The sequence below is a fragment of the Demequina lignilytica genome, assembly GCF_030418305.1.
Lineage (GTDB): Bacteria > Actinomycetota > Actinomycetes > Actinomycetales > Demequinaceae > Demequina > Demequina lignilytica.
This window is the reverse complement of sequence record NZ_JAUHPX010000004.1, coordinates 174958-200882: the sequence shown is the minus strand read 5'-3', so window position 1 is coordinate 200882 and position 25925 is coordinate 174958. Positions and strand designations below refer to the sequence as shown.

General features: G+C 73.6%; 29 protein-coding genes and 1 tRNA gene. 14 read left to right on the top strand and 16 right to left on the bottom strand.

Annotation, left to right across the window (positions count from 1 at the left end; all coding sequences use genetic code 11):
* Positions 1-75: 75 nt before the first annotated feature.
* A complete protein-coding gene (locus QQX10_RS08215) occupies positions 76-747 on the bottom strand; it encodes a uracil-DNA glycosylase (protein ID WP_301118736.1) in 672 nt (223 codons plus the stop codon).
* 98 nt (positions 748-845) lie between these two features.
* Here QQX10_RS08215 and QQX10_RS08210 point away from each other — a divergent pair, with 98 nt between their 5' ends.
* The 3 genes from QQX10_RS08210 to groL all read left to right on the top strand — a co-directional run bounded on the left by QQX10_RS08210 (position 846) and on the right by groL (position 3599).
* A complete protein-coding gene (locus QQX10_RS08210) occupies positions 846-1127 on the top strand; it encodes a DUF3263 domain-containing protein (protein ID WP_301118737.1) in 282 nt (93 codons plus the stop codon).
* 21 nt (positions 1128-1148) lie between these two features.
* Positions 1149-1742, top strand: coding sequence for a LytR C-terminal domain-containing protein (locus QQX10_RS08205; protein WP_301118738.1), 594 nt, complete (start codon positions 1149-1151; stop codon positions 1740-1742).
* Positions 1743-1970: 228 nt separating this feature from the next.
* Entirely contained in the window at positions 1971-3599 is a 1629-nt protein-coding gene (gene groL / locus QQX10_RS08200; protein WP_301118739.1) for a chaperonin GroEL, read from the top strand.
* Positions 3600-3870: 271 nt separating this feature from the next.
* Here groL and QQX10_RS08195 read toward each other — a convergent pair whose 3' ends face one another.
* From QQX10_RS08195 to QQX10_RS08185, 3 genes are all read right to left on the bottom strand, one after another.
* Positions 3871-4134 (bottom strand): DUF4031 domain-containing protein, encoded by a 264-nt coding sequence (locus QQX10_RS08195; RefSeq protein WP_301118740.1) that lies wholly within the window; start codon positions 4132-4134, stop codon positions 3871-3873.
* 145 nt (positions 4135-4279) lie between these two features.
* Positions 4280-4567, bottom strand: a complete 288-nt coding sequence (locus QQX10_RS08190) for a WXG100 family type VII secretion target (protein ID WP_301118741.1) — start codon at positions 4565-4567, stop codon at positions 4280-4282.
* 85 nt (positions 4568-4652) lie between these two features.
* The gene (locus QQX10_RS08185; RefSeq protein ID WP_301118743.1) at positions 4653-5363 is read right to left on the bottom strand and encodes an HD domain-containing protein; all 711 of its coding nucleotides are present in this window, start codon (positions 5361-5363) and stop codon (positions 4653-4655) included.
* Positions 5364-5545: 182 nt separating this feature from the next.
* On the opposite strand from QQX10_RS08185, the gene QQX10_RS08180 reads away from it, so the two are divergent.
* Genes QQX10_RS08180 through QQX10_RS08170 form a run of 3 tightly spaced genes read left to right on the top strand, consistent with a single transcriptional unit; the run spans position 5546 to position 8156 of the window.
* Positions 5546-5926, top strand: coding sequence for a cold-shock protein (locus QQX10_RS08180; protein ID WP_301118744.1), 381 nt, complete (start codon positions 5546-5548; stop codon positions 5924-5926).
* Positions 5926-6954: a DUF3027 domain-containing protein gene (locus QQX10_RS08175; protein WP_301118745.1), complete on the top strand. Its 1029-nt coding sequence runs from the start codon at positions 5926-5928 to the stop codon at positions 6952-6954. Before QQX10_RS08180 ends, QQX10_RS08175 begins: the two co-directional genes overlap by 1 nt.
* The gene (locus tag QQX10_RS08170; RefSeq protein ID WP_367281268.1) at positions 6951-8156 is read left to right on the top strand and encodes an MFS transporter; all 1206 of its coding nucleotides are present in this window, start codon (positions 6951-6953) and stop codon (positions 8154-8156) included. Before QQX10_RS08175 ends, QQX10_RS08170 begins: the two co-directional genes overlap by 4 nt.
* Positions 8157-8168: 12 nt before the next feature.
* Here the strand turns inward: QQX10_RS08170 and QQX10_RS08165 are convergent, their stop codons facing one another.
* Entirely contained in the window at positions 8169-8930 is a 762-nt protein-coding gene (locus tag QQX10_RS08165; protein WP_301118746.1) for a CAP domain-containing protein, read from the bottom strand.
* Positions 8927-10057, bottom strand: coding sequence for a phosphoserine transaminase (serC, locus tag QQX10_RS08160; protein ID WP_301118927.1), 1131 nt, complete (start codon positions 10055-10057; stop codon positions 8927-8929). The genes QQX10_RS08165 and serC overlap by 4 nt, the downstream gene beginning before the upstream one ends.
* Before the next feature lie 35 nt (positions 10058-10092).
* Here serC and manA point away from each other — a divergent pair, with 35 nt between their 5' ends.
* The 6 genes from manA to QQX10_RS08130 all read left to right on the top strand — a co-directional run bounded on the left by manA (position 10093) and on the right by QQX10_RS08130 (position 15444).
* Positions 10093-11286, top strand: coding sequence for a mannose-6-phosphate isomerase, class I (gene manA, locus QQX10_RS08155; RefSeq protein ID WP_301118747.1), 1194 nt, complete (start codon positions 10093-10095; stop codon positions 11284-11286).
* 33 nt (positions 11287-11319) lie between these two features.
* The gene (locus tag QQX10_RS08150) at positions 11320-12654 is read left to right on the top strand and encodes a UDP-glucose dehydrogenase family protein (protein ID WP_301118748.1); all 1335 of its coding nucleotides are present in this window, start codon (positions 11320-11322) and stop codon (positions 12652-12654) included.
* Positions 12651-13334, top strand: coding sequence for a metal-dependent transcriptional regulator (locus QQX10_RS08145; RefSeq protein ID WP_301118749.1), 684 nt, complete (start codon positions 12651-12653; stop codon positions 13332-13334). The genes QQX10_RS08150 and QQX10_RS08145 overlap by 4 nt, the downstream gene beginning before the upstream one ends.
* A gap of 147 nt (positions 13335-13481) precedes the next feature.
* Positions 13482-14198: a C40 family peptidase gene (locus QQX10_RS08140; protein ID WP_301118750.1), complete on the top strand. Its 717-nt coding sequence runs from the start codon at positions 13482-13484 to the stop codon at positions 14196-14198.
* Positions 14199-14328: 130 nt separating this feature from the next.
* Positions 14329-15315: an aldo/keto reductase gene (locus QQX10_RS08135; RefSeq protein ID WP_301118751.1), complete on the top strand. Its 987-nt coding sequence runs from the start codon at positions 14329-14331 to the stop codon at positions 15313-15315.
* Between the two features lie 53 nt (positions 15316-15368).
* Positions 15369-15444, top strand: a tRNA-Arg gene (locus QQX10_RS08130).
* 17 nt (positions 15445-15461) lie between these two features.
* On the opposite strand, the gene QQX10_RS08125 is transcribed toward QQX10_RS08130, so the two are convergent.
* The 10 genes from QQX10_RS08125 to QQX10_RS08080 are packed head-to-tail and all read right to left on the bottom strand — an operon-like array spanning position 15462 to position 23536.
* Positions 15462-15914: a universal stress protein gene (locus tag QQX10_RS08125; protein WP_301118752.1), complete on the bottom strand. Its 453-nt coding sequence runs from the start codon at positions 15912-15914 to the stop codon at positions 15462-15464.
* Positions 15911-16540, bottom strand: a complete 630-nt coding sequence (locus QQX10_RS08120) for a V-type ATP synthase subunit D (protein ID WP_301118753.1) — start codon at positions 16538-16540, stop codon at positions 15911-15913. Before QQX10_RS08120 ends, QQX10_RS08125 begins: the two co-directional genes overlap by 4 nt.
* On the bottom strand, positions 16533-17960 hold the full coding sequence (locus QQX10_RS08115; protein WP_301118754.1) for a V-type ATP synthase subunit B: 1428 nt from the start codon (positions 17958-17960) through the stop codon (positions 16533-16535). Before QQX10_RS08115 ends, QQX10_RS08120 begins: the two co-directional genes overlap by 8 nt.
* Entirely contained in the window at positions 17957-19714 is a 1758-nt protein-coding gene (locus tag QQX10_RS08110) for a V-type ATP synthase subunit A (protein WP_301118755.1), read from the bottom strand. Before QQX10_RS08110 ends, QQX10_RS08115 begins: the two co-directional genes overlap by 4 nt.
* Complete coding sequence (locus QQX10_RS08105) at positions 19702-20226, bottom strand: V-type ATP synthase subunit E family protein (protein WP_301118756.1); 525 nt, start codon at positions 20224-20226, stop codon at positions 19702-19704. The genes QQX10_RS08110 and QQX10_RS08105 overlap by 13 nt, the downstream gene beginning before the upstream one ends.
* On the bottom strand, positions 20223-20468 hold the full coding sequence (locus QQX10_RS08100) for a V-type proton ATPase subunit F family protein (RefSeq protein ID WP_301118757.1): 246 nt from the start codon (positions 20466-20468) through the stop codon (positions 20223-20225). The genes QQX10_RS08105 and QQX10_RS08100 overlap by 4 nt, the downstream gene beginning before the upstream one ends.
* The gene (locus tag QQX10_RS08095) at positions 20465-20890 is read right to left on the bottom strand and encodes an ATP synthase subunit C (RefSeq protein ID WP_301118758.1); all 426 of its coding nucleotides are present in this window, start codon (positions 20888-20890) and stop codon (positions 20465-20467) included. Before QQX10_RS08095 ends, QQX10_RS08100 begins: the two co-directional genes overlap by 4 nt.
* Positions 20891-20893: 3 nt before the next feature.
* The gene (locus QQX10_RS08090; RefSeq protein ID WP_301118928.1) at positions 20894-22165 is read right to left on the bottom strand and encodes a V-type ATPase 116kDa subunit family protein; all 1272 of its coding nucleotides are present in this window, start codon (positions 22163-22165) and stop codon (positions 20894-20896) included.
* Between the two features lie 19 nt (positions 22166-22184).
* The gene (locus QQX10_RS08085) at positions 22185-23108 is read right to left on the bottom strand and encodes a hypothetical protein (protein ID WP_301118759.1); all 924 of its coding nucleotides are present in this window, start codon (positions 23106-23108) and stop codon (positions 22185-22187) included.
* Positions 23105-23536 carry a hypothetical protein gene (locus QQX10_RS08080; RefSeq protein ID WP_301118760.1) on the bottom strand — a complete coding sequence of 144 codons (432 nt, stop codon included), beginning with the start codon at positions 23534-23536 and terminating at the stop codon, positions 23105-23107. The genes QQX10_RS08085 and QQX10_RS08080 overlap by 4 nt, the downstream gene beginning before the upstream one ends.
* A gap of 405 nt (positions 23537-23941) precedes the next feature.
* Between QQX10_RS08080 and QQX10_RS08075 the strand changes: the two genes are divergently transcribed.
* A complete protein-coding gene (locus QQX10_RS08075; protein ID WP_301118761.1) occupies positions 23942-24835 on the top strand; it encodes an alpha/beta hydrolase in 894 nt (297 codons plus the stop codon).
* 11 nt (positions 24836-24846) lie between these two features.
* Entirely contained in the window at positions 24847-25902 is a 1056-nt protein-coding gene (locus QQX10_RS08070; RefSeq protein ID WP_301118762.1) for an ABC transporter permease, read from the top strand.
* Positions 25903-25925 lie beyond the last annotated feature (23 nt).

Here is a 25925-nt window from a genome sequence, read left to right as displayed (position 1 = left end):
GTCCCGGCACGAGGTGTCTCCCGCAGAAATGAGGACTCAGTGTCCCGACAGTCGGGGAGGGGACGATGCCGAGGTTCAGTCCGGCGTGCCCCACGCGATGGGGGCGGCGCCCTGGGCCTCCAGCGCCGCGTCGGTCCGCGAGAACGGGCGCGATCCGAAGAAGCCCCGAGAGGCGCTCAGCGGCGACGGATGCGCGCTCTCGACGCGCGGCACGTCGCCGAGCACCGGACCCAGCGCCTGCGCGTCCCGACCCCAGAGGATCGCGGTCAGCGGCCCACCGCGCGCGGCGAGAGCCTCGATCGCGAGGGCGGTGATCTGCTCCCACCCCTTGCCGCGATGCGAGGCCGGCCGGCCGGGCGAGACGGTGAGCACCCTGTTCAGGAGCATCACCCCCTGCCGCTCCCAGTGCGAGAGGTCGCCCGAGCTCAGCACCGCGCCGGTGTCCTCCCGCAGCTCCCGCGCGATGTTGGTGAGCGACCGCGGCATGGGATGTCCGGGCGGCACCGAGAAGCTGAGACCCACCGGGTCGCCCGGGGTCGGGTACGGGTCCTGACCCACGATCAGCACCCGGACCTCTGCGAGCGGGGTAGCGAACGCGCGGAGGATCCGGTCGGAGGCCGGGAGGTAGCCGCGGCCGGCGGCGACCTCCTCGCGCAGGAAGACGCCGAGCGCGGCGAGCGTGTCCGCGGCGGGCTCCAGGACCTCCGCCCAGTCGGGCGCCACCGGGTCCTTCCACGCGTCGGCCATGGCGCCACCCTAGCGGCGGGCCCGGCTCCGACCAGCGCGCCTGCGCGTCGTCCCTCCATGGCGGCGTTACGGTGGTGCCCGGACTGGAGGGAGCCCCGATGGACGGCACCGCGGCGCAGCCGCTCGACGCGACCACCGCGTTGAGCGAGCGCGACTCCTCCGTGCTCGCCTTCGAGCGCCAGTGGTGGCGCTACGCGGGCGCCAAGGAGGACGCGATCCGGGAGCTGTTCGACCTCAGCGCGACGCAGTACTACCAGGTGCTGAACTCCCTCATCGACTCTCCCGCGGCCCTGGCCCACGACCCGATGCTGGTGCGTCGCCTGCGCCGCATGCGCGCCGCGCGTCAGCGTGGTCGCGCCATGGGCTCCCGGGACGCGTGAGGCGGAAGGTAGGGTTTCCCCGTGGCTGACGAGTATCCCCGCGACGAGTTCGACCAGATCGCCGAGAGCGCCGGTCCCGTGGGCGTGCACCGCGCGCCCCGCCCGTGGTGGATCCTCGTGGTCACGCCGATCGTGGTGTTCATCGTCGCCGGTCTGCTCGCCTTCCTGATCGCCCAGTTCCTGTGGAACAGCGGCGAGTCGGGCTCCGAGGCGTCGAGCACGCCCAGCGCCACGGCCTCCGTGGAGGCCTCGCCGTCGGCCTCCGCCTCCGCCTCGGCCTCCGCGTCCGCCAGCGCCACCCCCGAGCCGACCGAGACGGCCGAGCCGGAGCCCGTCATCGAGTACGACGCCGCGGTCGCGGTGCTCAACGGCACCGGCATCGGCGGCCTCGCCGCGGGCCAGCAGTCGCTTCTCGAGGACGCCGGCTTCACCGCCGTCAGCGCCGCCAACCTCACCGGCACCAAGCCCGACGTCAACACGGTCGTCTACGCGGACGATGCGATGGCGGACACCGCGCAGGCGGTCGCCGACGCGCTCGGCTTCGACGCGGTCGTGCAGGGCGAGCCGACCACGGACGCCGACGTCGAGGTGCAGATCGTCTCCGACCCGCGCTGAGGCGCGGCTCGCCCTTGGCGAACATCGGCTGAACGACGCCCCCGCGGTTTGCACTCGCCGGGTGAGAGTGCCAGAATCGCGGTTAGCACTCGCCCTGCGCGAGTGCTAAATCAGACCTAAGGCTCACCTGCCGAGGTGCGGGGCGCGGCGTGACGTGAACGCCGGGCGCCGCATCGTCCGTCGCGGGCGGTGGGGGAGCCGCATTCCATCGGAAGAGGAATCATCCCCATGGCAAAGATCATTGCCTTCGATGAGGAGGCCCGCCGCGGCATGGAGCGGGGCATGAACGCCCTCGCCGACGCCGTCAAGGTCACGCTTGGCCCCAAGGGCCGCAACGTGGTGCTCGAGAAGAAGTGGGGCGCCCCGACCATCACCAACGACGGTGTCTCCATCGCCAAGGAGATCGAGCTCGACGAGCCGTTCGAGAAGATCGGCGCGGAGCTCGTCAAGGAGGTCGCCAAGAAGACCGACGACGTCGCGGGTGACGGCACCACCACCGCCACCGTGCTCGCCCAGGCGCTCGTGCAGCAGGGTCTGCGCAACGTCGCCGCCGGCGCCAACCCGATCGCCCTCAAGAAGGGCATCGAGAAGGCCGTCGAGGCCGTGACCGCCGAGCTGCTCAAGGCGGCCAAGGAGGTCGAGACCAAGGACGAGATCGCCGCGACCGCGGGCATCTCGGCCGGCGACCCCGCCATCGGCGAGCTCATCGCCGAGGCGATGGACAAGGTCGGCAAGGAGGGTGTCATCACCGTCGAGGAGTCCTCGGCTCTGGGCCTCGAGCTCGAGCTGACCGAGGGCATGCGCTTCGACAAGGGCTTCCTCTCGGCGTACTTCGTCACCGACCCCGAGCGCCAGGAGGCCGTCCTCGAGGACGCCTACGTACTGCTCGTCGAGTCCAAGATCGGCTCCGTCAAGGACCTGGTCCCCGTGCTCGAGAAGGTCATGCAGACCGGCAAGCCGCTGATGATCATCGCCGAGGACGTCGAGTCCGAGGCCCTCGCCACCCTCGTGGTGAACAAGATCCGCGGCACCTTCAAGGCCGTCGCCGTCAAGGCGCCCGGCTTCGGCGACCGCCGCAAGGCGATGCTGCAGGACATGGCGATCCTGACCGGCGGCACCGTGATCTCGGAGTCGGTGGGCCTGTCCCTCGACAACGCTGGTCTCGAGCTGCTCGGCCAGGCGCGCAAGGTGGTCGTCACCAAGGACGAGACCACGATCGTCGAGGGCGCCGGTGCGCAGGAGATGATCGAGGGCCGCGTGCGCCAGATCCGTGCCGAGATCGACAACTCGGACTCGGACTACGACCGCGAGAAGCTCCAGGAGCGCCTCGCCAAGCTCGCGGGCGGCGTCGCCGTCATCAAGGCGGGCGCGGCCACCGAGGTCGAGCTCAAGGAGCGCAAGCACCGCATCGAGGACGCCGTCCGCAACGCGAAGGCCGCCGTCGAGGAGGGCATCGTCGCCGGTGGTGGCGTGGCCCTCATCCAGGCCGGTACCTCGGCGTTCGAGGGCCTCGCGCTCGAGGGCGACGAGGCGACCGGTGCCCGGATCGTCGAGGCCGCGATCACCGCGCCCCTGCGCCAGATCGCGATCAACGCCGGCCTCGAGGGTGGCGTCGTCGTGGAGAAGGTCAAGGGCCTCCCGGTCCACTTCGGCCTCAACGCCGCGACCGGCGAGTACGTCGACCTGCTCGCCGCGGGCGTCAACGACCCGGTGAAGGTGACCCGCTCGGCGCTGCAGAACGCGGCGTCCATCGCGGCGCTCTTCCTCACCACCGAGGCCGTCGTCGCCGACAAGCCCGAGCCCGAGCCGGCCATGCCGGCCGGCGGCGCGCCCGACATGGGCGGCATGGGCTTCTGACCCCGCCCGGTCTCGCGACCGACTGACGCAGGCCCCCGCTCCCGGTTCGCCGGGGCGGGGGCCTTCGTCGTGCCCGGGCGGGACGATGCGCCTCCTGCGGGGAGCTGGCGGTCGCGTGGGGAAGGTGCGCGCCTCCTGCGGGGAAGTGGAGTGCCAAACCAGGGGTGCGCGCTGCGCCGAGCTCCCCGCAGCGAGAACCGGAGTCCGCGGAGCGACCATCACCTCCCCGCACGGAGCCGGGCGGCGGGAGCCGGCAGGTGCAGGGCGCGGCTCAGCGCCTCTGGGCCGCCGTGACGCGCAACCCGGAGGCACGTAGCCGCGTGATGAGCTCGCGCGTCGAGACCAGCGTGGCGCCCAGCTCGACCAGCTGCTCCTGTCGGGCGATCGGATAGTCGTAGTGGTCGCGGTCGAAGCCGCGCTCGGGGATCCCCGCCCGGCGCGCGAACGCGTGCAGTTCCTCGAGCGACGCGTCCGAGACCAGGTGCCCCCACACCGTGCCGTGGTTGGGCCACAGCGGCGGGTCGATGAGGATCATGGTCCCGAGCGTACGTCGGACGCGGGCGTGCAGATGAGGACTGAGCGTCCCGGGGGGAGCCGGATCGGGCTCCGATGAGGACTGAGCGTCCCGGGGCGCACAGGATCGGGCTCGGATCAGTACTGAGTGTCCCGACAGGCGGGGGTCAGCGGGCGAACAGCCGGGTCGCAGTCGCCTCCGCGTCCTCGTAGGACCGTGCGGCGGCGCCGAGGGCCTGGGTGATCGCGTCGAGGGCCGCCTCGACCTGGACCTGGGCCGCGCGCCACTGCTCGCGGACGTCGCCGAACGCGGCGGCCGCGGATCCCTGCCAGGAGCCCTCGAGCGCGGTCAGGTGCGCGAGCATGGCGGCGGTCTCGCCGCGGATCGCGTCGGCCGTGTGAGCGGTCCGTGCCGCGGCGGCCGCGACCTCGGCGGCATCGACGTGGAACTGCATGGTGTCCTCCCTGGTGGTGTGGGTGCGCACCACGCTAGGGATCGCGACGGGACCGCGGCGGGCCCGCGCCCGGAGGGGGAGCGGTTCAGGCGGTGTCGTCGGCGGGGGACATCGCCGCGAGGGCCTTGTCGAGGCGCGCGAGCTCCGCCGTGAGGTTCTGCCGTGCCTGGGACTCCCACGTGGCTCCGAGCGGACTCGTGTAGAGGCGCTCCCGGGCCAGCAGCTTCGAGACGATCGCGCGGCGGCTGCGCATGAAGCGCTCGTCGGGGATCGCGGAGTACTCGGCGCGGACGTCCTGCAGGTACGCCTTGTACCGCTGCGGGTCGGCGGCGAGGATCGCGAGGTCGGCGTCCGACAGCACGGCCGCGTCGGTCGACTGGGTCCCGGCGGCGTGCCGCGCGAGACCGTGAACCATGGTCGCGACGGCGTCGATCTTCTCGACCGGCAGTCCCAGCTCACGCAGCTCGAGGCGTGCGAACTCCGCGCTGGCGTCCTCGTCCTCCCCGCCCTTCGCGGCGTACGCGGAGGCCGAGTCCGACGCGAACACCGCGCCGTGGTACCAGGCCGCCAGGCGCACGCAGTGGGGCAGGCGGGTCTCCTGCTGGAGCTCGTCGACCCGCGTCAGGAGCTCGACCAGGTGCTGGATCCCGTGATATCGCCGCGCCGGGTTCTCCCACCGCCGCAGGAGCCGGTCCCCCGCCTCGGCGATCTGCTCCTCGGATGCGGTCGAGCCCGCAGCCGTCGCCTCGCGGACGAAGGCGGGGAGCAGCCAGGCAGGCGTGGTGGCCGCAGACATGTTCACCTCAGACAGGGACGGGGGACTCCGTACGCCTCCAGTGTGCCGACTCAGGGGCGCGGGACGCAAAACCCCGCGCCCGCATCGTCCCGACCCAGGAGCGTCGGGACCGCACGCGCTTCCCGCCCGCTAGAATCGGGTGGGCGCCGAGAGACGGTGCCAGCAGGACGAACGAGGTTGATGTGCCCACCGGAAAAGTGAAGTGGTTCGACTCCGACAAGGGGTTCGGATTCATCGCGAGCGAGGACGGCTCGGAGGTCTTCCTCCACGCGTCCGCGCTGCCCGCGGGCACCACCGTCAAGCCGGGCGCGAAGGTCGAGTTCTCCGTCGCCGACGGCCGCCGGGGACCCTCCGCGCTCTCGGTGACCGTCCTCGAGGCGGCGCCGTCGGTCGCCGCGAACCTCCGCAAGCCCGCCGAGGACATGACCGTGATCGTCGAGGACCTCATCAAGATGCTCGACGGCGTGTCCAACTCGCTGCGCAAGGGGCGCTACCCGGAGCCCGCCAAGGGCAAGCAGGTGGCCGCCGTGCTGCGCGCCGTCGCGGAGCAGCTGGACGTCTGATGGCCAAGGACGCCGTGCTGATCGGAGCCGTCGATCTCGCCCGCGAGGCGGCGATCGAGGCGGCCGGTGACGTCGACGCGGTCGGCGAGCACCTCTCCGCCACCACCGAGTCCGAGCGGCTGGTGACCCACCTGTTCGCCTGCGCCCTGCCGGGCTACCGCGGCTGGGTCTGGTCCGTCTCGCTCGCGCGCGCTCCGCGCCAGAAGGCGGCGACGGTGTGCGAGGCCCACCTGGTGCCCGCGGACGATGCGCTGCTCGCCCCCGCGTGGGTCCCGTGGGCCGACCGGGTGCGCCCGGGCGACCTCGAGCCCTCGATGGTGCTGCCGTACATCCCCGACGACGCGCGGCTGGTCCCCGGCTACGAGGTGTCCGGCGAGGACGAGGACGCCATGGAGATCTGGGAGCTCGGGCTCGGTCGCGCCCGCGCGCTCGGCTCCGAGGGGCGCTCCGAGGTCGCGGACCGCTGGTACCGCGGTTCGCATGGCCCGAACGCCGCCTCGGCGATCGCGTCCGCGTCGCCCTGCTCGACCTGCGCCTTCTTCATCCCGCTCACCGGCTCGATGCGCCTGCGCTTCGGGGCCTGCTCGAACGAGTGGTCGCCCTCCGACGGCAAGGTCGTCAGCGTCGACCATGGCTGCGGTGCGCACTCGGAGACCGACGTCGAGCGTCACTCGACCCAGTGGCCCGACCCCGACCCCGTGTTCGAGAACCAGACCGCGGTCACCGTGGATCTCGAGGAGGCCGAGGAGGAGCCCGAGCCGGAGCCGACTCCCGAGCCGGAGCAGCCGGCGGACGAGGCGGCCGAGGAGCCGACCGAGCCCGCCGACGAGGCGAGCGAGCCCGAGACCCCCGACGACGAGCCCGTCGCCCCCGAGCCCGTCGAGGTCGACGGCGACGTGGTCGAGACCGAGGTCGCGCCCGGCGAGCCGCTGCCCGAGGACGCGGCTGCGGAGACGACCGAGGCTTCTGAGGAGCCGGCCGAGGCCACCGACGCCGCCACGGCTTCCGAGCCGGAGCAGCGCTCCTGACCGCGGGCGAGGGCCCGACCTCCCGCCGGGAGATCGCGCGCTCGCTCCTGAGCCACGCCTACCTGCCGACCTTCCTCGCGGAGATCGGGATCGGCGCGATCCTGCCGGTGCTGGCCCTCAGCGTCGCGGACATGGGGCACACGGCGGCCTTCGCCTCCCTCGCCGTCGCCGCGTACCAGCTCGGCCGGCTGCCCGGCTCGGCGCTCGGCGGCGCCATCGCGCACCGCTGGGGCTCCACGCACGCGGCGATGGCCGCGCTCGCGGTCATCGCGGCGGGCTCGGTGCTCGCCGCGTGGGCACCGCACCTCGCCGTCTTCATGGTCGGCGCCGTGATCGTCGGGCTGGGTCATGCCTGGTATCACGTGGCGAGGCAGGGGCAGATCCTCGCGATCATCACCCCCGACCTCACCGCCCGCTCGCTCACGACGCTCGCGGGGGTCTGGCGCATCGCCAACTTCATCGGCCCGCTGCTCGGTGCCGCGCTGATCGGGATCTGGGGGCTCGCCGCGACCTACTGGATGGGGGCCGCGTTCCTGGTCGCCGCCATCGCGGCGCTGGGCCTCTCCCCGGCCGCTCGCGAGCGGCCGGCCCGCGCGGACGGTCCCCGGATCTCCCTGCGGCTGGTCGCGCGTGAGAACCTGCCCGTGCTGCGCACCCTGGGCGTGACCGTCATCGCCACCGGGGCGCTGCGCCAGGCGCGCATCGCCGTCATCCCGCTCTGGGCGACCCACGTGGGGCTCAGCCCGCAGGCGGCCACCCTGATCTACTCCATCTCGGCGGCGATCGACATGCTGCTGTTCTACCCGGCGGGGGCGGTGATGGACCGCTGGGGCCGGCGCTGGACGGCGATCCCGTCGACCCTGCTGCTCGCGCTCGGCACGCTCGCGCTCCCGCTGACCGCGGGGGCGACTCAGGTCACGATCGCCGCGCTCCTGCTGGGGTTGGGCAACGGCTGGGGCTCGGGCCTGGTGATGACGCTCGGCGCGGACGTCGCTCCCGCGGAGGGCCGCACCGTGTTCACGGGGCTGTGGATGGTGCTGCAGGACGTGGGAGGCCTGCTCGGCCCCGCGCTGGTGTCGGTGGGTGCCCTGATCGCGTTGCCGGTCGGGTTCGTCGCCGTCGGCGGCATGGGGTTGGCGACGGTGGGCGGATTCGTCGCGTGGATCCCGTCCATGCGGTCCCCGGGTCACGTCGCCGAATGAGGCTCCGGAGGCCTAGCGGAAGTTCTCGGTGCCGTACCAGGTGGTGCCGTCGGAGGTGACGGCGAGGCCCGCGCCCATGACCGAGTACGCGGGGTTCATGATGTTCCGGCAGTGTCCCGGAGACCGCATCCATCCGGTGGCCAGCGTCGAGGCGGCGCGGGCCTGGCTGATGCCTGCGGAGCTCGCGGTGACGCCGACGTTCTCCGCCCGGCCCGGTGACGCCGGATTGTGCGCGAGCGCATCCGCCATGCCGGAGGTCGACTCGTCGTCGCGCGCCATCTGTAAGGACCACGACTCGGATGCGGCCGCCAGATCGCCGGACCATGCCAGCGGCGCGATGCCCAGGCGGGCGCGTTCCGTATTCGCCGCGGTGAGCAGGCCGCGGGCGGACGATGCGCCGGTGGGGGAGGCGGGAGAGTCGCAGTAGGCGCGCCAGTCGTCCGGCCCCCAGGACCGGGCGGAGGACCCCGACGCCGTCGATCCCCCCGGCGTGGCCGGCGTGTCCGCCGGCTCCGGCGTCGGCGAGGGCAGCCGCACGCCGATGCCCCGCGAGAGGGGTGCCGGGCTGACCTCGGCGGCCGTGATCGCCTCGGCACCGGCGGTGGCCTCCGGGACGGAGACCACGTCGGCGCTCGCGGTCACCCGCGCATCGTCCTGCGACGCGAGCGACCAGGCGACGCTCCCGCCGACGCCCGCCAGCGCGATCCCGAGCAGGAGGACCGGGAGACGCCGGCCGGCACGGTCGGGCCGCGGGTCCTCCCGCTCCGTGGTCATGACCCCAGGCGGTCCGCGACGTGGTCGATGCAGGCGAGCAGGGCACGCACGTCGTCGGGGTCGACGGCCGGGTAGACGCCGACGCGGATCTGGTTCCGCCCCAGCTTCCGGTAGGGGTCGATGTCGACGATCCCGTTGCCGCGCAGGTGGGTCCGCAGCACGGCGCTGTCGATCGAGGCGTCGAGGTCGATGGTCGCGACCACCGGCGACCGGTGCACCGGATCGGTCACGAACGGCGTCGCCCAGGACGTGCGCTCCGCCCAGTCGTAGATGGCCGTGGACGACTCGGCTGAGCGTCCTGCCGCGAACGGGAGCCCGCCGCCGGCCAGCATCCACTCGAGCTGCGCGCGCATCATCACCAGCGTGGCGACCGCGGGGGTGTTGAGGGTCTGGTTCGCACGCGAGTTGTCGATCGCGGCCGCGAGCGACAGGGACTCCGGCACCCAGCGCTTGGCGGCCGCGATGGCCTCGACGCGGGCGAGAGCCGCCGGCGACAGGAAGGCGAACCACAGCCCGCCGTCCGAGGCGAAGCTCTTCTGGGGCGCGAAGTAGTAGACGTCGGCCTGGGTCAGGTCGACCAGCGTGCCTCCGGCGGCCGAGGTGGCGTCGACCACGGTCAGCGCGCCCTCGGTCCCGGCGGGCCGCAGCACCGGCGCGATCGCCCCGGTCGAGGTCTCGTTGTGCGGCCAGGCGTAGACGTCCACGCCGTCCTCGGCCTCCGGCAGGACGATGCTCCCGGGCTCGGCGGTGCGGAGGGACGACCGCCGCAGGTGCGGCGCCAGGTCCGTGGCCTTCGCGAACTTCGCGCCGAACTCCCCGAACGTGCAGTGCTGGGCGAGCTCGTCGACCAGGGAGAACGCCGCCGCGTCCCAGAACAGGGTGGAGCCGCCGTTGCCGAGCACCACCTCGTACCCCTCGGGCAGCGAGTAGAGCTCGGCGAGCATGCGCCGCACGTCGCCCACCAGGCCCTTCACCGGAGCCTGCCGGTGCGACGTGCCGAGCACGGACGGCTGGGACGCGACCAGCGCGCTCACCTGCGCGTCGCTCACCTTCGACGGGCCCGAGCCGAAGCGCCCGTCGCGGGGCAGCAGGTCGTGAGGGATCTCGATCAGCGCGGTCATGGGCATCATGGTAGCCAGCGGGTACTGGCATGATGTGCCCCATGTATCGCCTGGAACCCACGCTCCAGAACTATGCCTGGGGCATGTCCGGGGTCATCGAGACGATGCTCGGACGACCCGTCACGGACGAGCCGGTCGCCGAGGCGTGGTGGGGGGCTCACCCCAGCGCGCCCGCGCTCGCGACGGCGATGCACGCCGTGCGTGCCGACGAGGTAGGGCTGTACCCCGGGGACGTCGTGCCGCTCGACCGCCTCATCGCGCGCGACCCCGCCGCCATGCTCGGCCACGACGTGGTCGTGCGGTGGGAGCGGCTGCCGTACCTGCTCAAGGTCCTCGCGATCGCCAAGCCGCTGTCGCTGCAGGTGCATCCGACGCTGGCCCAGGCCGACGAGGGCTTCCGCCGGGAGCAGGCGATCGGCGTCCCCCTCGACGCGGCGGCGCGCACCTTCAAGGACCGGTCTCACAAGCCCGAGATGATCGTCGCGCTCACTCCGATGACTCTGCTGGCGGGCTTCCGCAAGGCGCCCGCGGTGGCCGCCGACCTCATGCGGCTGGGCCTCGAGTGCACGCGCGCGTGGGCGGAGGAGCTGAACAACTCGACCGAGCCCACCGTCGCGCTGCGGGAGTACGTCTCGACGGTCCTGACCCATCCCGACGCCGGTGACGCGGTCGCACGCCTGGCCGAGGTCGGCACCGGCGCCGACGCGAGCGAGGGCCTCGCGGTCGCCGCCGCCACCCTGGCCGACTTCCCCGGCGACGTCGGCGCCCTCGTGGCGCTGGCGCTCAACGTCGTGCGCCTCGAGCCGGGTGAGGCCTGCTTCACCGAGGCCGGAGTGGTCCACTCCTATCAGTCGGGCCTGGGCGTCGAGATCATGGCGAACTCCGACAACGTGGTGCGCGCCGGGCTCACGCCCAAGCAGGTGGACATCCCGCTGCTCGTCGCTCTCACCGACGGCACCCCCGGTCCTCCGCCACGCGTCGCGCCGCAGGTCGACGGGCCGGTGACGCACTATCCCGCGCCGGTCGGCGAGTTCGCGCTCACCGTGGTCAGGGACGGGGCCGCGCGGGTCGCTCCGGGCCCGCGCATCGTCCTCGCCGTCGACGGCACGGTCGACGTGCGGGCGGGCTCGGGAGGCCTCGGGCTGCGCCGCGGCCAGGCGGCGTTCGTGCCGTACTGCGACGGCGAGCTCCACGTGGACGCCCACGGGATGGCCGTCGTCGCAGAAGTTCCTTAGTCCTGGTGCCTGGGGTGCCGTTAGATTAGGCGCATGTCACTGCGCATGTCAGTCTTCGGCACCGGCTACCTCGGTGCCACCCACGCGGCCGGGATGGCCGAGCTCGGCCACGAGGTCATCGGCGTCGACATCGACCCGGCGAAGATCGAGAGGCTCGCCCGAGGCGAGGTGCCGTTCTTCGAGCCCGGGCTGCCTGAGCTGCTCCGCAAGCACGTCGAGTCGGGGCGCCTGCGCTTCACCACCGACGCCGCGGAGGCGGCGGAGTTCGCCGACGTCCACTTCATCGGTGTCGGCACCCCTCAGAAGAAGGGGGAGAACGCGGCGGACATGCGGTTCGTGGACTCCGTCATCGAGACGCTCGCGCCGCTGCTCACCCGCCCCGCCGTGATCCTGGGCAAGTCCACCGTCCCGGTGGGGACGGCCGCCCGCCTGGCGGCCCGCGTGCGCGAGCTCGCTCCGGTCGGCGACGAGGCGCAGCTCGGCTGGAACCCGGAGTTCCTGCGGGAGGGGTTCGCCGTCGAGGACACCCTGCGTCCCGACCGCCTGGTGGTGGGGGTCGACAAGGACCGGCCGGGCCGCATCGAGGAGGTCGCGCGAGAGGTGTACGCCGGCGCGATCGGCCGGGGAACGCCGTTCATGGTGACGGACCTCGCGACCGCGGAGCTGGTCAAGGTCTCCGCGAACGCCTTCCTCGCGACCAAGATCTCCTTCATCAACGCGGTCGCGGAGGTGTGCGAGGCCACGGGCGCCGACGTCGCCGACCTGGCGGACGCGATCGGCTACGACGCCCGCATCGGCCGCAAGTTCCTGGGCGCTGGCCTCGGCTTCGGCGGCGGCTGCCTCCCGAAGGACATCCGAGCGTTCATGGCGCGGGCCGGCGAGCTCGGCGTGGACCAGGCGCTGGGGTTCCTGCGCGAGGTCGACAACGTCAACCTGCGCCGCCGTGACCACGTCGTCAACCTCGCCGAGCGTGAGGTGGGCGGCTCCCTGAAGGGTGCGCGCATCGCGGTGCTAGGAGCGGCCTTCAAGCCGAACTCCGACGACGTGCGCGACTCGCCCGCGCTCGATATCGCGGGGCGGCTTCACCTCGCGGGCGCCGAGGTGCGCGTCTACGACCCGGAGGCGATGGGCAACGCCGCCGCGGTGTGGCCCACGCTGCCGTTCGTGGCCGATGCGGACGAGGCCTGCGCGGACGCCGACCTCGTGATCGTCGCGACCGAGTGGAAGGAGTTCCGCGAGCTCGACCCCGCCGTCGTGGCGGGCGAGGTCGCGCAGGCCACGGTCATCGACGGACGCAACTGCCTCCCGGCCGACCAGTGGATCGCGGCGGGGTGGCGCTACCTGGGGCTGGGCCGCTACGCGTCATGAGCGACCTCATCGACACGACGGAGATGTATCTCCGGACCATCTATGAGCTGATCGAGGACGGCGTCACGCCGATGCGCGCGCGCCTGGCCGAGCACCTCGGCCACGCGGGCCCCACGGTCTCGCAGACCATCGCGCGCATGGAGCGCGACGGGCTGGTGCTGGTGTCGGAGGACCGCCACCTCGAGCTCACCGAGCGGGGCCGCGAGCTCGCGACGCGCGTCATGCGCAAGCACCGCCTCGCCGAGCGGCTGCTGACCGACGTGATCGGGCTCGACCTGGCGCATGTGCACGACGAGGCATGCCGGTGGGAGCACGTGATGAGCGAGCGTGTGGAGCGCCGGCTCATCGAGCTGCTCGACGCTCCCACGGTGTCGCCGTACGGCAACCCGATCCCCGGGCTCGGGGAGCTGGGCGTGCCCGAGGGCATCGCGGCCGGGGGCGAGGCGCGGGTCTCGGAGCTGCTGGAGGCCGGTGTGACATCCGTCACACTGACCCGCATCGGGGAGCATCCGCAGGCCGATCTGGAGGCGCTCGAGGCGCTGGTCGAGAACGGGATCCTGCCAGGCGAGACGGTCACGCTGTCCGAGGTACCCCAGGGGGTATGCTTGGCCGTTCGCAAGGATGCCGTCACCGTGCCCGAAGAGGTGGCGCGCCACCTCTTCGGCTTGCCTTCTCAGTGAAGTTTGATAAATTTTCGGTAACAAAGACGGCCTTCATGGCATGGAGACCTACTCCACGGTGCCCCTCACAAGAGGAGACGCTCGAAGATGACGCGAGCGACGGGGTACAGAAACAACGACGCGCACACGGCGCGGAAGGAACAGAAATTGAAGTACGGATACATGCGCGCCCGGACGCGCGCGGTGGCCGCAGCAGCGGGCGCCGCACTCGTCGTGGTTCCCCTCACGGGAGCCGCCGCGGCCGCCCTGGTGACGACCGAGGACGACTCGAACGTCACGGTCCTGGGCTCCGCTCAGCGCGCTGACTACGCCAGCGACGTCGCCGAGATCCCTGCGGTCACCTCCACCGAGGAGTCGGACGCCTTCGAGATCGACACCCCCTCCGTCGATGTCGAGCTCCCGCCGCCGCCGGAGCCGGCCCCCGTCGCCACCACGGCCCGTGCGGCCACGTCCTCAGGGACCAGCGCCGGCACCACGACCACCTCGAGCTCGTCCGGTTCGACCTCGTCGTCCGCCGCCGTGACGGCCGCCATCTCCGGCTCCGCGATCATCGCCGAGGCCGCAAAGTATGTGGGCACCCCCTACGTTTCCGGTGGCTCGAGCCCGTCGGGCTTCGACTGCTCGGGCTTCGTCTCGTACGTCTACGCGCAGTTCGGTGTCTCCCTGCCGCGCTCGTCGAGCGCCTACTGGGGCGTCGGCGTGACCGTGTCGAGCCCGCAGCCGGGCGACATCATCGTCTCCTCCGGCCACGTGGCCCTCTACGCGGGTCCCAACCTGCAGATCGACGCGCCGCGCCCGGGCAAGACCGTCCAGTTCCGCCCGATCTGGCAGTCCAACCCGACCTACAAGCGCATCGCCGGCTGACCGGCGCACACGCCTCACGAGGGCCGTCACCGCAAGGTGGCGGCCCTCGTCGCGTGCGGGCCCGGGCATCGTCATGCCTGGTGCAACCGCGCGGTCGGGGTGATGCATTCCCGCGGCTAGGGTGGATCCCATGAGGACGACGATGGTCCCGAACCTGGGACGCGAGATCTCGCTGGTCGGTCTGGGCACGTGGCAGCTCGGCGGCGACTGGGCCACCGTGGGCGACGATGCGGCGCAGGAGGTCCTCGCGGCCGCGGCCGACGCGGGTACGCGGCTGTTCGACACCGCCGACGTGTACGGCGACGGGCGCTCCGAGAAGGCGATCGGGCGGTTCCTCGCGGGGCGTGCCGACCGGGCCGACTTCACGGTGATCACCAAGATGGGGCGCCGGGCCGAGCCCCATGAGCCGGCGGCGTACACGCTCGACGCCTTCCGCGCATGGACCGACCGGTCGCGCGAGAACCTCGGCGTCGAGACCCTCGACCTGGTCCAGCTGCACTGCCCGCCCACGGCCGTCTACGGCGACGAGCGCGTCTACGACGACCTCCGCACGCTCCAGGCCGAGGGCCGCATCGCGCGATGGGGCGTGAGCGTCGAGCTGGTGGACGAGGCCCTGGCGGCGCTCGAGCAGCCCGACCTCGCCACCATCCAGATCATCGTCAACATCTTCCGCCGCAAGCCGCTCGAGAGGGTGCTGCCGCTCGCGGCCGAGCGCGGCGTCGGGATCATCGCGCGGCTGCCGCTGGCCTCGGGCCTGCTCTCGGGCAAGTACGACGAGCACACCACCTTCGCGCCGGAGGACCACCGCACCTGGAACCGCGACGGCTCGAAGATGAACATCGGCGAGACGTTCTCCGGCATCCCGTTCGAGGTCGGCGTGGCGGCGGCGCGCGAGGTCGCGGCGCTCACCCCCGCGGGCTGGACGACTGCGCAGATGGCGCTCGGCTGGCTCGCGCAGGTGGGGGTGGCGACCATGATCCCCGGCGCGTCCCGGCCGTCGCAGGCGGTGTCGAACGCCGCGGCCGCGGAGATGCCCGCGCTGCCCGAGGAGACGATGCGGGCGCTCGAGGACATCTACGACCGGCACTGCCGCCGCCACGTCCACGACGTGTTCTGAGCGCAGGGACGATGCGGTGAGCGGGTACCCTTGACCGGTACCCCCTCGTACAGGCGCCTGTAGCTCAGGGGATAGAGCACCGCTCTCCTAAAGCGGGTGTCGCGCGTTCGAATCGCGCCAGGCGCACCATCCGCCGCACGACCGCCCTACTGCGGCCTCCGGGGCCGCGGTGCCGACGGGGCGTCCTCGGGAACCACCAGCACGGGGGAGCGGGCGAACTCGATCACGCCGAGCGTGTGCGAGCCGATCGCCGGGATCACGTGCCCGGGCCGGTCCATCCGCCCCACCACGATGAGGCTCGCCTCGCAGGAGTCCGCCTCGGCGAGGATCTCGGCGGCGATCCGGCCGCCACGCAGCGCCACCGTGGCCACGATCCCGGCCGCGCCGGCGCGCTCGACCACGTGCGCCAGCGCCGCCTCGCAGCCGGCGGCGCGGCCGCGTGCCACGGACCCGTCGCGGTCCTCGCCGGCCCCCGCGGGCTCGACCACCGCGACGGCGCGCAGCGCCGCCCCGGTCCGCCGTGCGTGAGCGATCGCCTCGTCGGCGGCCGCGAACGCGGCGGGGGAGTCGTGGACCGCCACCAGCACCGTGCCGTTCATCCCGCACCTCCCGTTCGCGACCCGGCGGTCCGCCGAGGTCGGCGCGCGTCGAGCGCCCAGCGCACACGCAGGTTCTCCTCGCGCTCGAGCTCCTCGAGCGCGCCCTCGATCCGCGCCAGCTCGCCCTCGAGGCGCGGGATCCAGCGGTGCTCGACCGCCCGACGGCGGGTCCTGGTCGCCACCAGCTCGGCCTCGACCGTGGTCGAGGCGCGCCGGGCCGCGGCGTAGGCGGCGGCCGCCCGGACCGCCTCCGCCATCGCCTCGGCCGCCAGCTCGAGCGCTGAGCTGCCTCCCGACGGCAGGCGCTCGGGCACCGTCGCCTCGCCCGCGTCCGTGAACTCGACCCCCATGACGTGGCCGGCCTCCGCGCGCATCGTCGCCGCGCCGCTCGGCGCCGCGGCCTCGATCGCGGGCCAGCCGTCCAGCGCGGCCGCCCGGTCCGCCCACACCGCCGCATCGCGGGCGGCGCGCTCCCACGCCTGCTGGAGGTGGTCCGCGCCGAGGAGGAGCCGCTCGTGCTCGGCGGCGATGATCCGCTGCTTGCGCTCGAGCATGTCGACCCCATGGCGCGCGACGGCCAGCTGGCGCTGCACCCGCAGCCTGGCCGCGCGCCCGACGTCAGGCATCGTCCACCCCCTCGTCCGGGAGCTCGAGGTGCGCCCGGATCATCTCCGGCGACAGCATCGTCAGCTCCTGTCGCGGCAACGTGGCGAGCGCCGTCCAGGCACGATCGAGCGTCTCCTCGAGCGACCTGCTCTCCGCGTCGCCCTGGTCGAGCAGCTCCCGCTCGAGCTCCTCGCGGTAGGCGAGGTAGCTGCGGTCCGTCTCGCCGAGCGCGGCGGCCCCGACGAGCTCGGCCAGGGCCGCCGACTGGCGCGCGCGTGCGAGCGCCGCGAGCACCTGCGCGGCCACATCGAGGTGGTCGTCGCGCGTGCGTCGCGCGCCCGCGCCGTGACGCATGAGCCGCGACAGCGAGCCGAGCGTGTCGACCGGCGGATACACGCCGCGCGCCGCGATCTCGGGCGACAGCACGATCTGCCCCTCCGTGATGTAGCCGGTGAGGTCCGGCACGGGGTGGGTGATGTCGCCCGCCGGCATGGTGAGCACCGGGACGATCGTGACGGAGCCGTCGCGGTCGCGGACCCGGCCGCAGCGTTCGTACAGGCTCGCGAGGTCGCTGTAGAGGTAGCCGGGGTAGCCGCGTCGGGCGGGGATCTCGCGCCGCGCGGCCGAGACCTCGCGGACCGCCTCCGCGTAGTTGGTCATGTCGGACAGGACGACGAGCACGTCGGCGCCGTCGTCGAAGGCGAGATGCTCGGCGACCGTGAGCGCGAGGCGGGGCGTGAGGATCCGCTCGATCGCCGGGTCGTCCGCGGCGTTGAGGATCAGCACCAGCTCTCCCGAGGAGGTGCGCTCCTCCAGCCGGTCCCGGACGTACGCGATGTCGGCATGCGTCAGCCCCATGGCCGCGAACACCACCCGGAACCGCGTGCCCGCGCTGGTCGCCTGAGCCGCGATCTGGGTCGCGAGCGCGAGATGGGGCAGGCCGGCGACGGAGAAGATCGGCAGCTTCTGCCCTCGCACCAGGGTGGTGAGCGCGTCGATCGCGGAGACCCCGGTGAGGACGGGCTCGTGCGGGGGGTCGCGGTCGACCGGATTCATCGGCCACCCCGCCACCGGCTCCAGCCGGTCGCCGGTGACGGGCGGCCCCCCGTCGAGGGGCGCCCCGCGGCCGTTGCACACCCGGCCGAGCCAGCCGGCGCCGACCGGGACGCGCAGGGGGCTTCCGGCGAACCTCACCTCGATCGCGCCGGGCACCAGACCGTCGGTGCCCTCGAACACCTGCACCGTCGCCTGATCGCCGTCGAGCTCCAGCACCAGGCCATGCCGGACGCCCTCCTCGGTCGCGACCTGGGCGGACTCGTCCCAGCCGACGCCGTCCACACCGCCGACGACCAGCAGCGGCCCACGGATCGCCTGCACGTCGCGGTGGGCGACCCGCGGCTCGCCGGCTGCCCACGACGGGGCGCGTCCGTCGCCGCTCATGACACCCTCCTGATTGCGTCGAGCATCCGCTCCCGGGTCGCGGCGATGGCCGTGGCGTCCTCCGGGCCGCCGTCCTGAGCCGCGCGGATCACCGGACCCATGTCGACGCGCTCCAGCGCGGTCGCGGAGACCCCTCGTGCGATCGCCGCGTGGCAGGCGTCGATCACATCGAGCACCAGGTCCAGCAGCGCCGCGCCCTTCGCGTCGGCGCACGTGGCGTCGTTGGGGTGGAGGGCGTTCTGCGCCAGCACGCCCTCGCGCAGCAGGCGCCCGCCGAGCACCACCACCCGCTCGCGGCCGGGGAGCGAGCTGACGCCGATCACCTCGGCCAGCGACTCCAACCGGTCCGCCTCGGCAAGCACCTCGAGCGCCCGCGCGCGGCGCTGCGCCCACTCGGGGTCGCCGTGCACGGTCTGCCACCGTGCGAGGCCGGCGGCGTCGCGCGCGAACGATCCGGACCAGTGCACGGCGGGATAGTGCCGCGCGTAGGCGAGATCCCGGTCGAGCATCCACATGGCGCGCACGAACCGCTGGCTGATGGTGGTGACCGGCTCCGACATGTCGCCGCCCGGTGGCGACACCGCCCCGATCACGGTGACGGAGGCCTCCTGCCCTCCCAAGGTGGTCACGCGCCCGGCCCGCTCGTAGAACGCGGCGAGCTCCGACGCCAGATCGGCGGGGAACCCCTCCTCCGCGGGCAGGTCGCCGCGCCGGTTGGCGAACTCGCGCAGGGCCTCGGCCCAGCGCGAGGTCGAGTCGGCGATCACCACGGCGTCGTGCCCCATGTCGCGGAAGTACTCCGCGATGCTGACGCCGGTGTAGATGCTGAGCTCGCGCGCCATCATCGGCATGTTCGACGTGTTCGCGACCACCACGGTCCGGTCGACCAGCCGGCCGCCGGTGCGCGCGTCCACCAGCCGGCCGAGGTCGTCGAGGACATCGGCCATCTCGTTCCCGCGCTCGCCGCACCCGACGTAGACGATCACGTCGGCGTCGCACCACTTCGCCACCTGCTGGAGGAGCATGGTCTTGCCCGTGCCGAAGCCGCCGGTCACCGCGGCAGCCGCGCCGCGCGCGACGGGGAAGAACAGGTCGAGCACGCGTTGGCCCGTGTGCAGCGGTACCGGATCCGTGAGCCGCTCGCGGTGGGGGCGCGGGCGGCGGATCGGCCATCGCTCGGACAGGTGGACGTCGCGCCCGGAGACGCGCGCGACGGCGTCGAGCTCGCCGACCTCTCCGGCGGCGATCCGCTCGACGGTGCCGGCGCAGCCCGCCGGCGTCAGGACCCGATGCTCGACCGCGCCCGTCGTCGGCACGGTGCCGAGCACGTCGCCCTCGCCCACGGTGTCGCCCGCGGCCACCGCGGGCACGAAGGTCCACCGGTGCGACCGGATCCCGTCCGCATCGTCCCCGGGACGGTCGGGCCGCAGCCACAGCGGCGCCGACGAGAGCGGACGCATGAGCCCGTCGAACGCGTGCCCGAGCAGCCCCGGGCCGAAGAGCCCCGTGAGGGGTTGCCCGGTGCCCGCCGCCGGGTCGCCCACGCGCAGGCCGCCGGTGTACTCGTAGGCCTGCATCGTCGCGCGGGCACCGTCGACGCCCACCACCTCCGCGCTGATGCCGCCCGCGCCCATCCGGAGGATCTCGCCCATCGCGACGTCCGGCACGCCGTCGGCCTCGATCAGCGGCCCGGTGACGCGCACGGCGCGGCCGACGCGTGCGGCCGGCGTCGGCGACGCGCTCACGGCATCCATAGCGCCGACACCTCCTCGGACGGGGACCCCAGCGCGGCACGCGCGAGCGCGGGAAGCGTGAGGTCGAGCCTGCGCGTGCCGCTGGCGGCCACCACCCCGCCGTCGGGGTGCTCCTCGATGGCGGCGTCGGGCCCGAGCATCTCGCGTGCGCGCTCGCGCAGCGACGCGAGCAGGCGCGGGTAGGCCGGATAGGTCCGCAGCATCCGGGCGCGCGCCACCACCCGGTCCTCGATCTCCCGGCGCAGCGACTCGCGACCCGCGAGGTCGAGCTCGTGCGCGGCGCGCCGGCGGCGTGCCGAGCGCTGTGCGGCGTCCGACCGCGCCGCGGCCTCGCCCGCCTGGACCGCGCGCTCCGTGATCGCGTCGGCGTCCCGGCGCGCCTCCGCGAGCGTGATGGCGGCCTCCTCGGCGGACTTCCGCTCGCAGGCGCGCACCACGCCCTCCGCCTGAGCATGGATGCGGTCGCGCAGCGGCGCGAGCGACGGCGCGGATCCGGTCGGCAGGGACCTCATGTCGGGATCACCGCCGTCACCGGTGCGCCCAGGCGGTCCGCCTCGCCCCCCAGCGCCGCGGCCGCGTCCGCGGTCAGCACCACCAGCGCGACATCCTGCGCGAGCGCCTCCCAGGCGAGGCGCACGGCGCCCGGATCCGGCGCGTGCCGCACGTCGACCCCGGCCAGCGCGTACGCGCCGACGAGCCGGCGGTCGCCGATCGCGACGACGACGCCGTCGAGGAGCGGTGCCGGAGCGTTCATGCCTTGCCGATCAGGATGATCGCGATGATGAGCCCGTAGATGGCGATGCCCTCGGCGAGGCCGACGACCACCATGGCGCGGCCGAACATCTCGGGGCGCTCGCTCATCGCGGCGAGCGCGGCGGAACCGGTGTACGCGACGGCGATCGCCGCGCCGATCGACGAGCCCACGACGGCAATCGCCGCGGCGATGAGCGCGGAGCCGTTGGAGCCCGACGCGGCGGCCTCGGTGGTCGCGGCCGCGACGGGTGCCGCGGCGCTCGCCGAGGGCGCGGAGACGAGCACGACGACGGCGGCAGCGATCACCGCGAGGTTGGCGCCGATGATCGTGACGATCCCCGCGCGGGGGCGTCGACGCATCAGCACGGTGGCGCCGCCCGCGACGAGCACGAGGATGGGAAGGGTCAGGAGCCAGATGGACATGGGTCACTCCTCTCGATCGGGCTCGCTCGCCGCGGCGCCGGACGGCTCCGCGACCTCGGGGACCTCGGGGTGCCACGGTCGGAAGGCGCGTCCCTCCCCGACGAAGACACGGGAGAACAGCTCGTAGTACTCGAGCCGGAGCGCCTGCACTCCCGCGACGAGCGCCTCGAGCCCGAACGTGATGACGTTGCCGACCACGAATACCAGCACGGCGGCGACGGCCGCCCAGCCCGGACGCCACAGGGCGGTGGTGCCGTCCCAGATCACGGTGAGCAGGGCCGCGTGGGTCAGTCCGAAGGCCGCGAGCCGCGCGAAGGACACGACGTTGGAGCCGAGCCGGCTGACGGCGTCGACGGACTCGATGCCCGCCTGCAGCACGCCCGTGGCGCCGCCGCCCGACTCGGACAGCACCCCGATGAAGATCAGCACCAGCGCGGCGAGGGCGAGCACGGCTCCCGCCGCTGTCAGCGCGGGAACGTCCGCGACGAGTCCCCACGTCAGGAGGGCCAGGGCGACGAGCAGGCCCGCGCCGGCGAGCCCGGAGCGCGCGTAGAGCGCGTAGCCCCAGCCGCCCTCGCGGACGCGGTTGATGGTGCCCGTCGCGTAGGAGCCGGCGAGCAGGACCCCGCCGATGCCGACGGCGGCGAGCAGCAGCGGCACCGGGTCGTCCATCGGGTCGAGCCACAGCACCGGGACCAGGCCCGTGGGCCCGAACGCCTCGCCGTAGAGCGCGCCGAACACCATCGCCGCGAGCCCCGCGAGCGTGACGAACAGCCACATGCGGGTCAGCTTCCTGAGGCGGGGGATCCAGCCGGCGCGCATCGCGAGCCCGAGCCCGGCGAGCATCGCGCCGTGACCGACGTCGCCGAACATCATCCCGAACATCAGGATGTATGCGGCGGCCGCGAGGCGCGCCGGGTCGACGTCGGCGTAGGGCACCACCCCGTAGGTGTCGACCAGCGTGCGGGAGGTGCCCGCGTCGCGCTCCGCCATGAGCGTGGGCGGCTGCTCGCCCGCGGGGTGGCGCAGCGGCACGACCGCCGCGCCGAGCGGGGCGAGTGCTGAGGCGAGGCCGTCGCGCTCGTGGCTCGGCATCCAGCCGACCCACCCGACGATGCGGTCATGGGTCACGGCCGCCCGGGCGGCGCGGGCGAACGGATCGCCGTCCTCGGGGCCCGCGGCTCGCAGGTCCAGCTCGACGATGCCCGCGCGGGCGACCGCCGCGAGCGTGCGGTCGCGGTCCTCCTCGAGCGCGACGATCGCGACGCGGTCCATCGTCACGGGTCCCCCGTGCTCACGCCGCGGCATCGAGCACCTCCCGGGCAGCCGGACCCGCCTCGAGGGCCGCCGCGGCGGCCTGGACGCGCCACGCGTCCACCTCGAGCAGCGCGAGGCCCGCGACCACCACCTCCTGGCGGGGCGCGCCGGACCTCATCAGCGCCGTGGCCTCCGCCTCGGTCAGGGCACGGTCCCGAGCCTCGGCCCGCCACAGATCCTCCGCGCCGTCGATCCCCGCGAGGATCGGGCGCACGTGCGGCGGGAGCGCAGCCGTCAGCGCCGGAAGGTCCCGAGCCTCCTCCCACGCGCGTCCGAGCAACGGCCGCAGCCGCCGGGTCAGACCCGCGGAGGGGCTGTCGCCGTCGACGACGACGGCGCGCGCGGCGACCAGGGCCGCGCGTCGGGACACCCAGACCCGAGCCGCGGGGGCCGTCTGCGCGTAGCGCAGGAGCCAGGCGGCCTCGAGGAGCTCGGCCAGCCGGTCCTCCTCCTCGGGCTCGACCGCCCCCCACGGCGTGCGCGCCAGCGCGGCACGCAGGTCCTCCGGGCTCGCGGCCCGACGGAGAGCGCCCCAGGACGTCGCGAGCGAGCCCAGGTCGTGCGCCGGGCCCGCCCTGTCGCCCCGCAGCTCCCGGGCCAGTCCCAGGATGTTGTCGCGCTCGAACGGCGCCGCGGCGGCGCGGAGGATGCGGGTGCCGCCCGCCGGCGCCCACCCCGCCAGGACCCGCAGCTGCCACAGCAGCGTCTCCCTGGTCGCGAGCTGGAGGCCGGTCACGGTGGCGGACTCGGGCAGCCGTGCGCCGTAGCTCCAGCGCGCGACCAGCTCGCGGGCCTGCTCGAGCGAGCCGGCGGCCGCGAGGCGCGCGGCTCCGGCGGCTCCCGCGCGGCCGGAGACCAGCGCACGCGTCCTGACCGCGGCGGCCACCCATGCGATGCTCATGATGAGCGCCCGAGCGGGTCGACCAGGCTCTCGACCACCTGTCGCGCGGCGTCCTCGACGCGCGGCCTGCGGTCGGCGAGCAGACGGTCCACCTCATCGCGGGCCGCACGCATCACGCGCTCGTCCTCGCCCGCTGCCCGCGCGAGCACCTCCGCAGCGGCCGCGGCCTCCCGCGCCGGCGCCTCGCCACGTGCGTGCGCGAGCAGCGCCGCGGCCTCGGCGCGTGCCTGCTCGGCACGCTCCGCCGCGCGCGTGCATCCCTCCTCGACTCGCGTCGCGGCCTGCGCCAGGTCCGCGTCGACGGCCGCGAAGACCGGGGCGAGCTCGAGCGCCGCGCTGGAGCGCTGGGCGACGTGCTCCGCCGACTCGGCGGCGCCGCCGGGTGCCGCCACCGGGCGGAAGCGGTCCAGGATCTCCTGCCAGCGCATGTCTCTTCCTCGAGTCAGCGACGACCCGGGCATCCGGGGTGCCCGCTCATCTTCGAATCTACTCCCGCGGGGTGCGCCCGCGCCCGGCGGGCCCGGGGGAGGCGAAGGCCCTGCTGAGGACACGGACCGCCGCATCGTCGCGACCGTCGGGGGGAGGGCATGGCGCCGGCGCCGTCCCGCCGTGCCGCGAGCGGCGCGGCGCCATCGCGTCGTCCCTCCTGGGCGACCGTTACCGAACCGAGACCGAAACTCGACCTTTCGTGACCTAATTAAGTTGACTCCTGACTTAAATTCCTCCAGACTGCAGATGTGCAAAGACGTACACCTGACGGTCCCGAGACCGCCGAACCCTGGGGAGCCCCCCTCGCCGGCCGGCCGCTGAGCGCGCCGCAGATCGACGGCGATGTGGCCGTCATCCGTGACGCCGTCTACTCCAGCCGCGTCGGCTTCCGCCCGTTGACCCTCGACCTCCACGCCCCGGCCGAGGCGTGGGAGCCGGCCGGCGGCGCCGCCGCCGCGCGTCGCTATCCCGCGATCGTGTGGATCCACGGGGGAGCCTTCCGCGTCGGCTCGCGGGCCCTCCTTCCCGACTTCCTCGACGACGGCGACTTCTTCGGCAGCCTCGCGCGTGCCGGATTCGTGGTGGCGTCGATCGACTACCGCCTCTCCTCCGAGGCGGCCTGGCCCGCCCAGCTGCTGGACGTCAGGGCCGCCGTGCGATGGCTGAGGGGCCGCGCGGACGAGCTCGGCATCGCGCCGGCCGCGATCGCGGTGTGGGGAGAGTCCGCGGGAGCCCACCTCGCGGCGAGCGCGGGGGTCCGGGGCGCCGCGGAGCACCCCGATGAGGAGCCCGGCCTCGAGCCGCCGACCGTGGCGGCCGTGGTCGACTGGTACGGCCCGTCCAACTTCGCCCTCATGGACCACCAGGCTCCCGCCGATGCCCTTCAGGTGCACGACGATCCGGACTCGCCCGAGTCGGTGCTGCTGCGGGCTCCCGTGCAGCACGCGCCCGACCGGGTGGCGGACGCGGATCCGGCGACCCACGTGGGCCCGGGATGCCCGCCGATCCTGATCCGTCACGGCATGCACGACCGCCTGGTGCCCTTCGGGCAGAGCGTGCACCTCGCCTCGGCCCTCGAGGGCGCGGGTGTCGATGTGCGGCTGCGTCCCGTCGATGGCGCGGGGCACGTCTTCGAGGGCCACCCCGACCCGTTCCAGTTCGTCCACGAGGCCGTGGACTTCCTCCGCGAGGTGATGCCCCCGGCTCACCCCCACGCCACCGCCAGGACCCTCCGATGAAAGGCACCCTCATGAGCCCACGCGTGAAGGCCGACGAGCCCTCCGCATCCCCGCCGTCGGCGCCGACGCGCAGCACGCTGCCGTCGTTCCTGACCAGCGGGCTCAACATCCGCGCCCTCACCGGTGCCGACTGGTTCAGCGCGCTGGCCGCGCTGCTGCTGCTCGTCGCGGTGATCGGCCTGATGAACCCGGCGTTCTTCAGCACCACGCAGCTGATCAACGTGGTGCAGCAGTCGGTGTACATCGCGCTGATGGCCGCCGGCATCGCGTTCCTCCTCACCCAGGGAGAGGTCGACCTCTCGGTCGCAGGCAACTATGTGCTCACCGGGATCGTCGCCTCGCTCCTCATCCAGGGAGGCATGAACACGTGGCTCGCCGCGGCCATCGCGTTGCTGTGCGCCGTCGGCGTGGGCGCGTTCAACGCGTTGATCGTGCAAGGGATCGGCATCAACTCGCTGATCGCGACGCTCGCGATGGGATGGGTGCTCCGCGGACTCGCGGCCGCGGTCTCCGAAGGCAAGCAGATCATCGGCATGCCGGTCTCCGACCCGTTCTTCGCCATCCTCGGCGGCGGGAAGGTGCTGGGGCTGCCCGTCTCGGTGTGGATCCTCATCATCGTGGTGGCGCTGCTCACCGTGGTGCTGCGCGCGACACCGTTCGGCTACCGTTCCCGCGAGATCGGCTCCAACCCCGACGCGGCGGCCTTCGCCGGCATCCCCGTGAACCGCAACAAGACGTACGGCTTCCTGCTGAGCGGCGGCCTCGCGGGCCTCGCAGGCCTGCTCGGGCTCGCGTTCTTCACCAGCGGCGACCCGACCAGCGGCGGCGGCTTCGAGCTGTTCGCCGTCGCCGGCGCCGTCATCGGCGGCAACCCGCTCACCGGCGGCATCGCGACCATCTTCGGCGCCGCGATCGGCGCGATCCTGCTCAAGACCGTCGGCGTGGGCCTCGTGTACTTCTCGATCCCCGCGGTCTGGAGCCAGTTCGCCACCGGCGCCATCATCATCCTCGCCGTCTCGCTCAACGGGCTGATGGCCCGCCGCAAGGCGAGACGGAAGAAGACCTAGCGGTCCACATCCCACCCCACCAC

Bases quoted from the DNA above. Each gene is read 5' to 3' on its own strand.
- QQX10_RS08195 (WP_301118740.1), bottom strand. From the start codon at position 4,134: ATGATCCTCATCGACCCGCCGCTGTGGCCCAACCACGGCACGGTGTGG.
- QQX10_RS08090 (WP_301118928.1), bottom strand. From the start codon at position 22,165: ATGGACCGCGTCGCGATCGTCGCGCTCGAGGAGGACCGCGACCGCACG.
- QQX10_RS08175 (WP_301118745.1), top strand. From the start codon at position 5,926: ATGGCCAAGGACGCCGTGCTGATCGGAGCCGTCGATCTCGCCCGCGAG.
- QQX10_RS08070 (WP_301118762.1), top strand. From the start codon at position 24,847: ATGAGCCCACGCGTGAAGGCCGACGAGCCCTCCGCATCCCCGCCGTCG.
- QQX10_RS08115 (WP_301118754.1), bottom strand. From the start codon at position 17,960: ATGAGCGGCGACGGACGCGCCCCGTCGTGGGCAGCCGGCGAGCCGCGG.
- QQX10_RS08150 (WP_301118748.1), top strand. From the start codon at position 11,320: ATGTCACTGCGCATGTCAGTCTTCGGCACCGGCTACCTCGGTGCCACC.
- QQX10_RS08125 (WP_301118752.1), bottom strand. From the start codon at position 15,914: ATGAACGGCACGGTGCTGGTGGCGGTCCACGACTCCCCCGCCGCGTTC.
- QQX10_RS08145 (WP_301118749.1), top strand. From the start codon at position 12,651: ATGAGCGACCTCATCGACACGACGGAGATGTATCTCCGGACCATCTAT.
- QQX10_RS08095 (WP_301118758.1), bottom strand. From the start codon at position 20,890: ATGTCCATCTGGCTCCTGACCCTTCCCATCCTCGTGCTCGTCGCGGGC.
- QQX10_RS08080 (WP_301118760.1), bottom strand. From the start codon at position 23,536: ATGCGCTGGCAGGAGATCCTGGACCGCTTCCGCCCGGTGGCGGCACCC.
- QQX10_RS08185 (WP_301118743.1), bottom strand. From the start codon at position 5,363: ATGTCTGCGGCCACCACGCCTGCCTGGCTGCTCCCCGCCTTCGTCCGC.
- QQX10_RS08135 (WP_301118751.1), top strand. From the start codon at position 14,329: ATGAGGACGACGATGGTCCCGAACCTGGGACGCGAGATCTCGCTGGTC.
- QQX10_RS08190 (WP_301118741.1), bottom strand. From the start codon at position 4,567: ATGCAGTTCCACGTCGATGCCGCCGAGGTCGCGGCCGCCGCGGCACGG.
- QQX10_RS08210 (WP_301118737.1), top strand. From the start codon at position 846: ATGGACGGCACCGCGGCGCAGCCGCTCGACGCGACCACCGCGTTGAGC.
- QQX10_RS08215 (WP_301118736.1), bottom strand. From the start codon at position 747: ATGGCCGACGCGTGGAAGGACCCGGTGGCGCCCGACTGGGCGGAGGTC.
- QQX10_RS08100 (WP_301118757.1), bottom strand. From the start codon at position 20,468: ATGAACGCTCCGGCACCGCTCCTCGACGGCGTCGTCGTCGCGATCGGC.
- QQX10_RS08120 (WP_301118753.1), bottom strand. From the start codon at position 16,540: ATGCCTGACGTCGGGCGCGCGGCCAGGCTGCGGGTGCAGCGCCAGCTG.
- QQX10_RS08165 (WP_301118746.1), bottom strand. From the start codon at position 8,930: ATGACCACGGAGCGGGAGGACCCGCGGCCCGACCGTGCCGGCCGGCGT.
- groL (WP_301118739.1), top strand. From the start codon at position 1,971: ATGGCAAAGATCATTGCCTTCGATGAGGAGGCCCGCCGCGGCATGGAG.
- QQX10_RS08085 (WP_301118759.1), bottom strand. From the start codon at position 23,108: ATGAGCATCGCATGGGTGGCCGCCGCGGTCAGGACGCGTGCGCTGGTC.
- QQX10_RS08105 (WP_301118756.1), bottom strand. From the start codon at position 20,226: ATGAGGTCCCTGCCGACCGGATCCGCGCCGTCGCTCGCGCCGCTGCGC.
- serC (WP_301118927.1), bottom strand. From the start codon at position 10,057: ATGCCCATGACCGCGCTGATCGAGATCCCTCACGACCTGCTGCCCCGC.
- QQX10_RS08110 (WP_301118755.1), bottom strand. From the start codon at position 19,714: ATGGATGCCGTGAGCGCGTCGCCGACGCCGGCCGCACGCGTCGGCCGC.
- manA (WP_301118747.1), top strand. From the start codon at position 10,093: ATGTATCGCCTGGAACCCACGCTCCAGAACTATGCCTGGGGCATGTCC.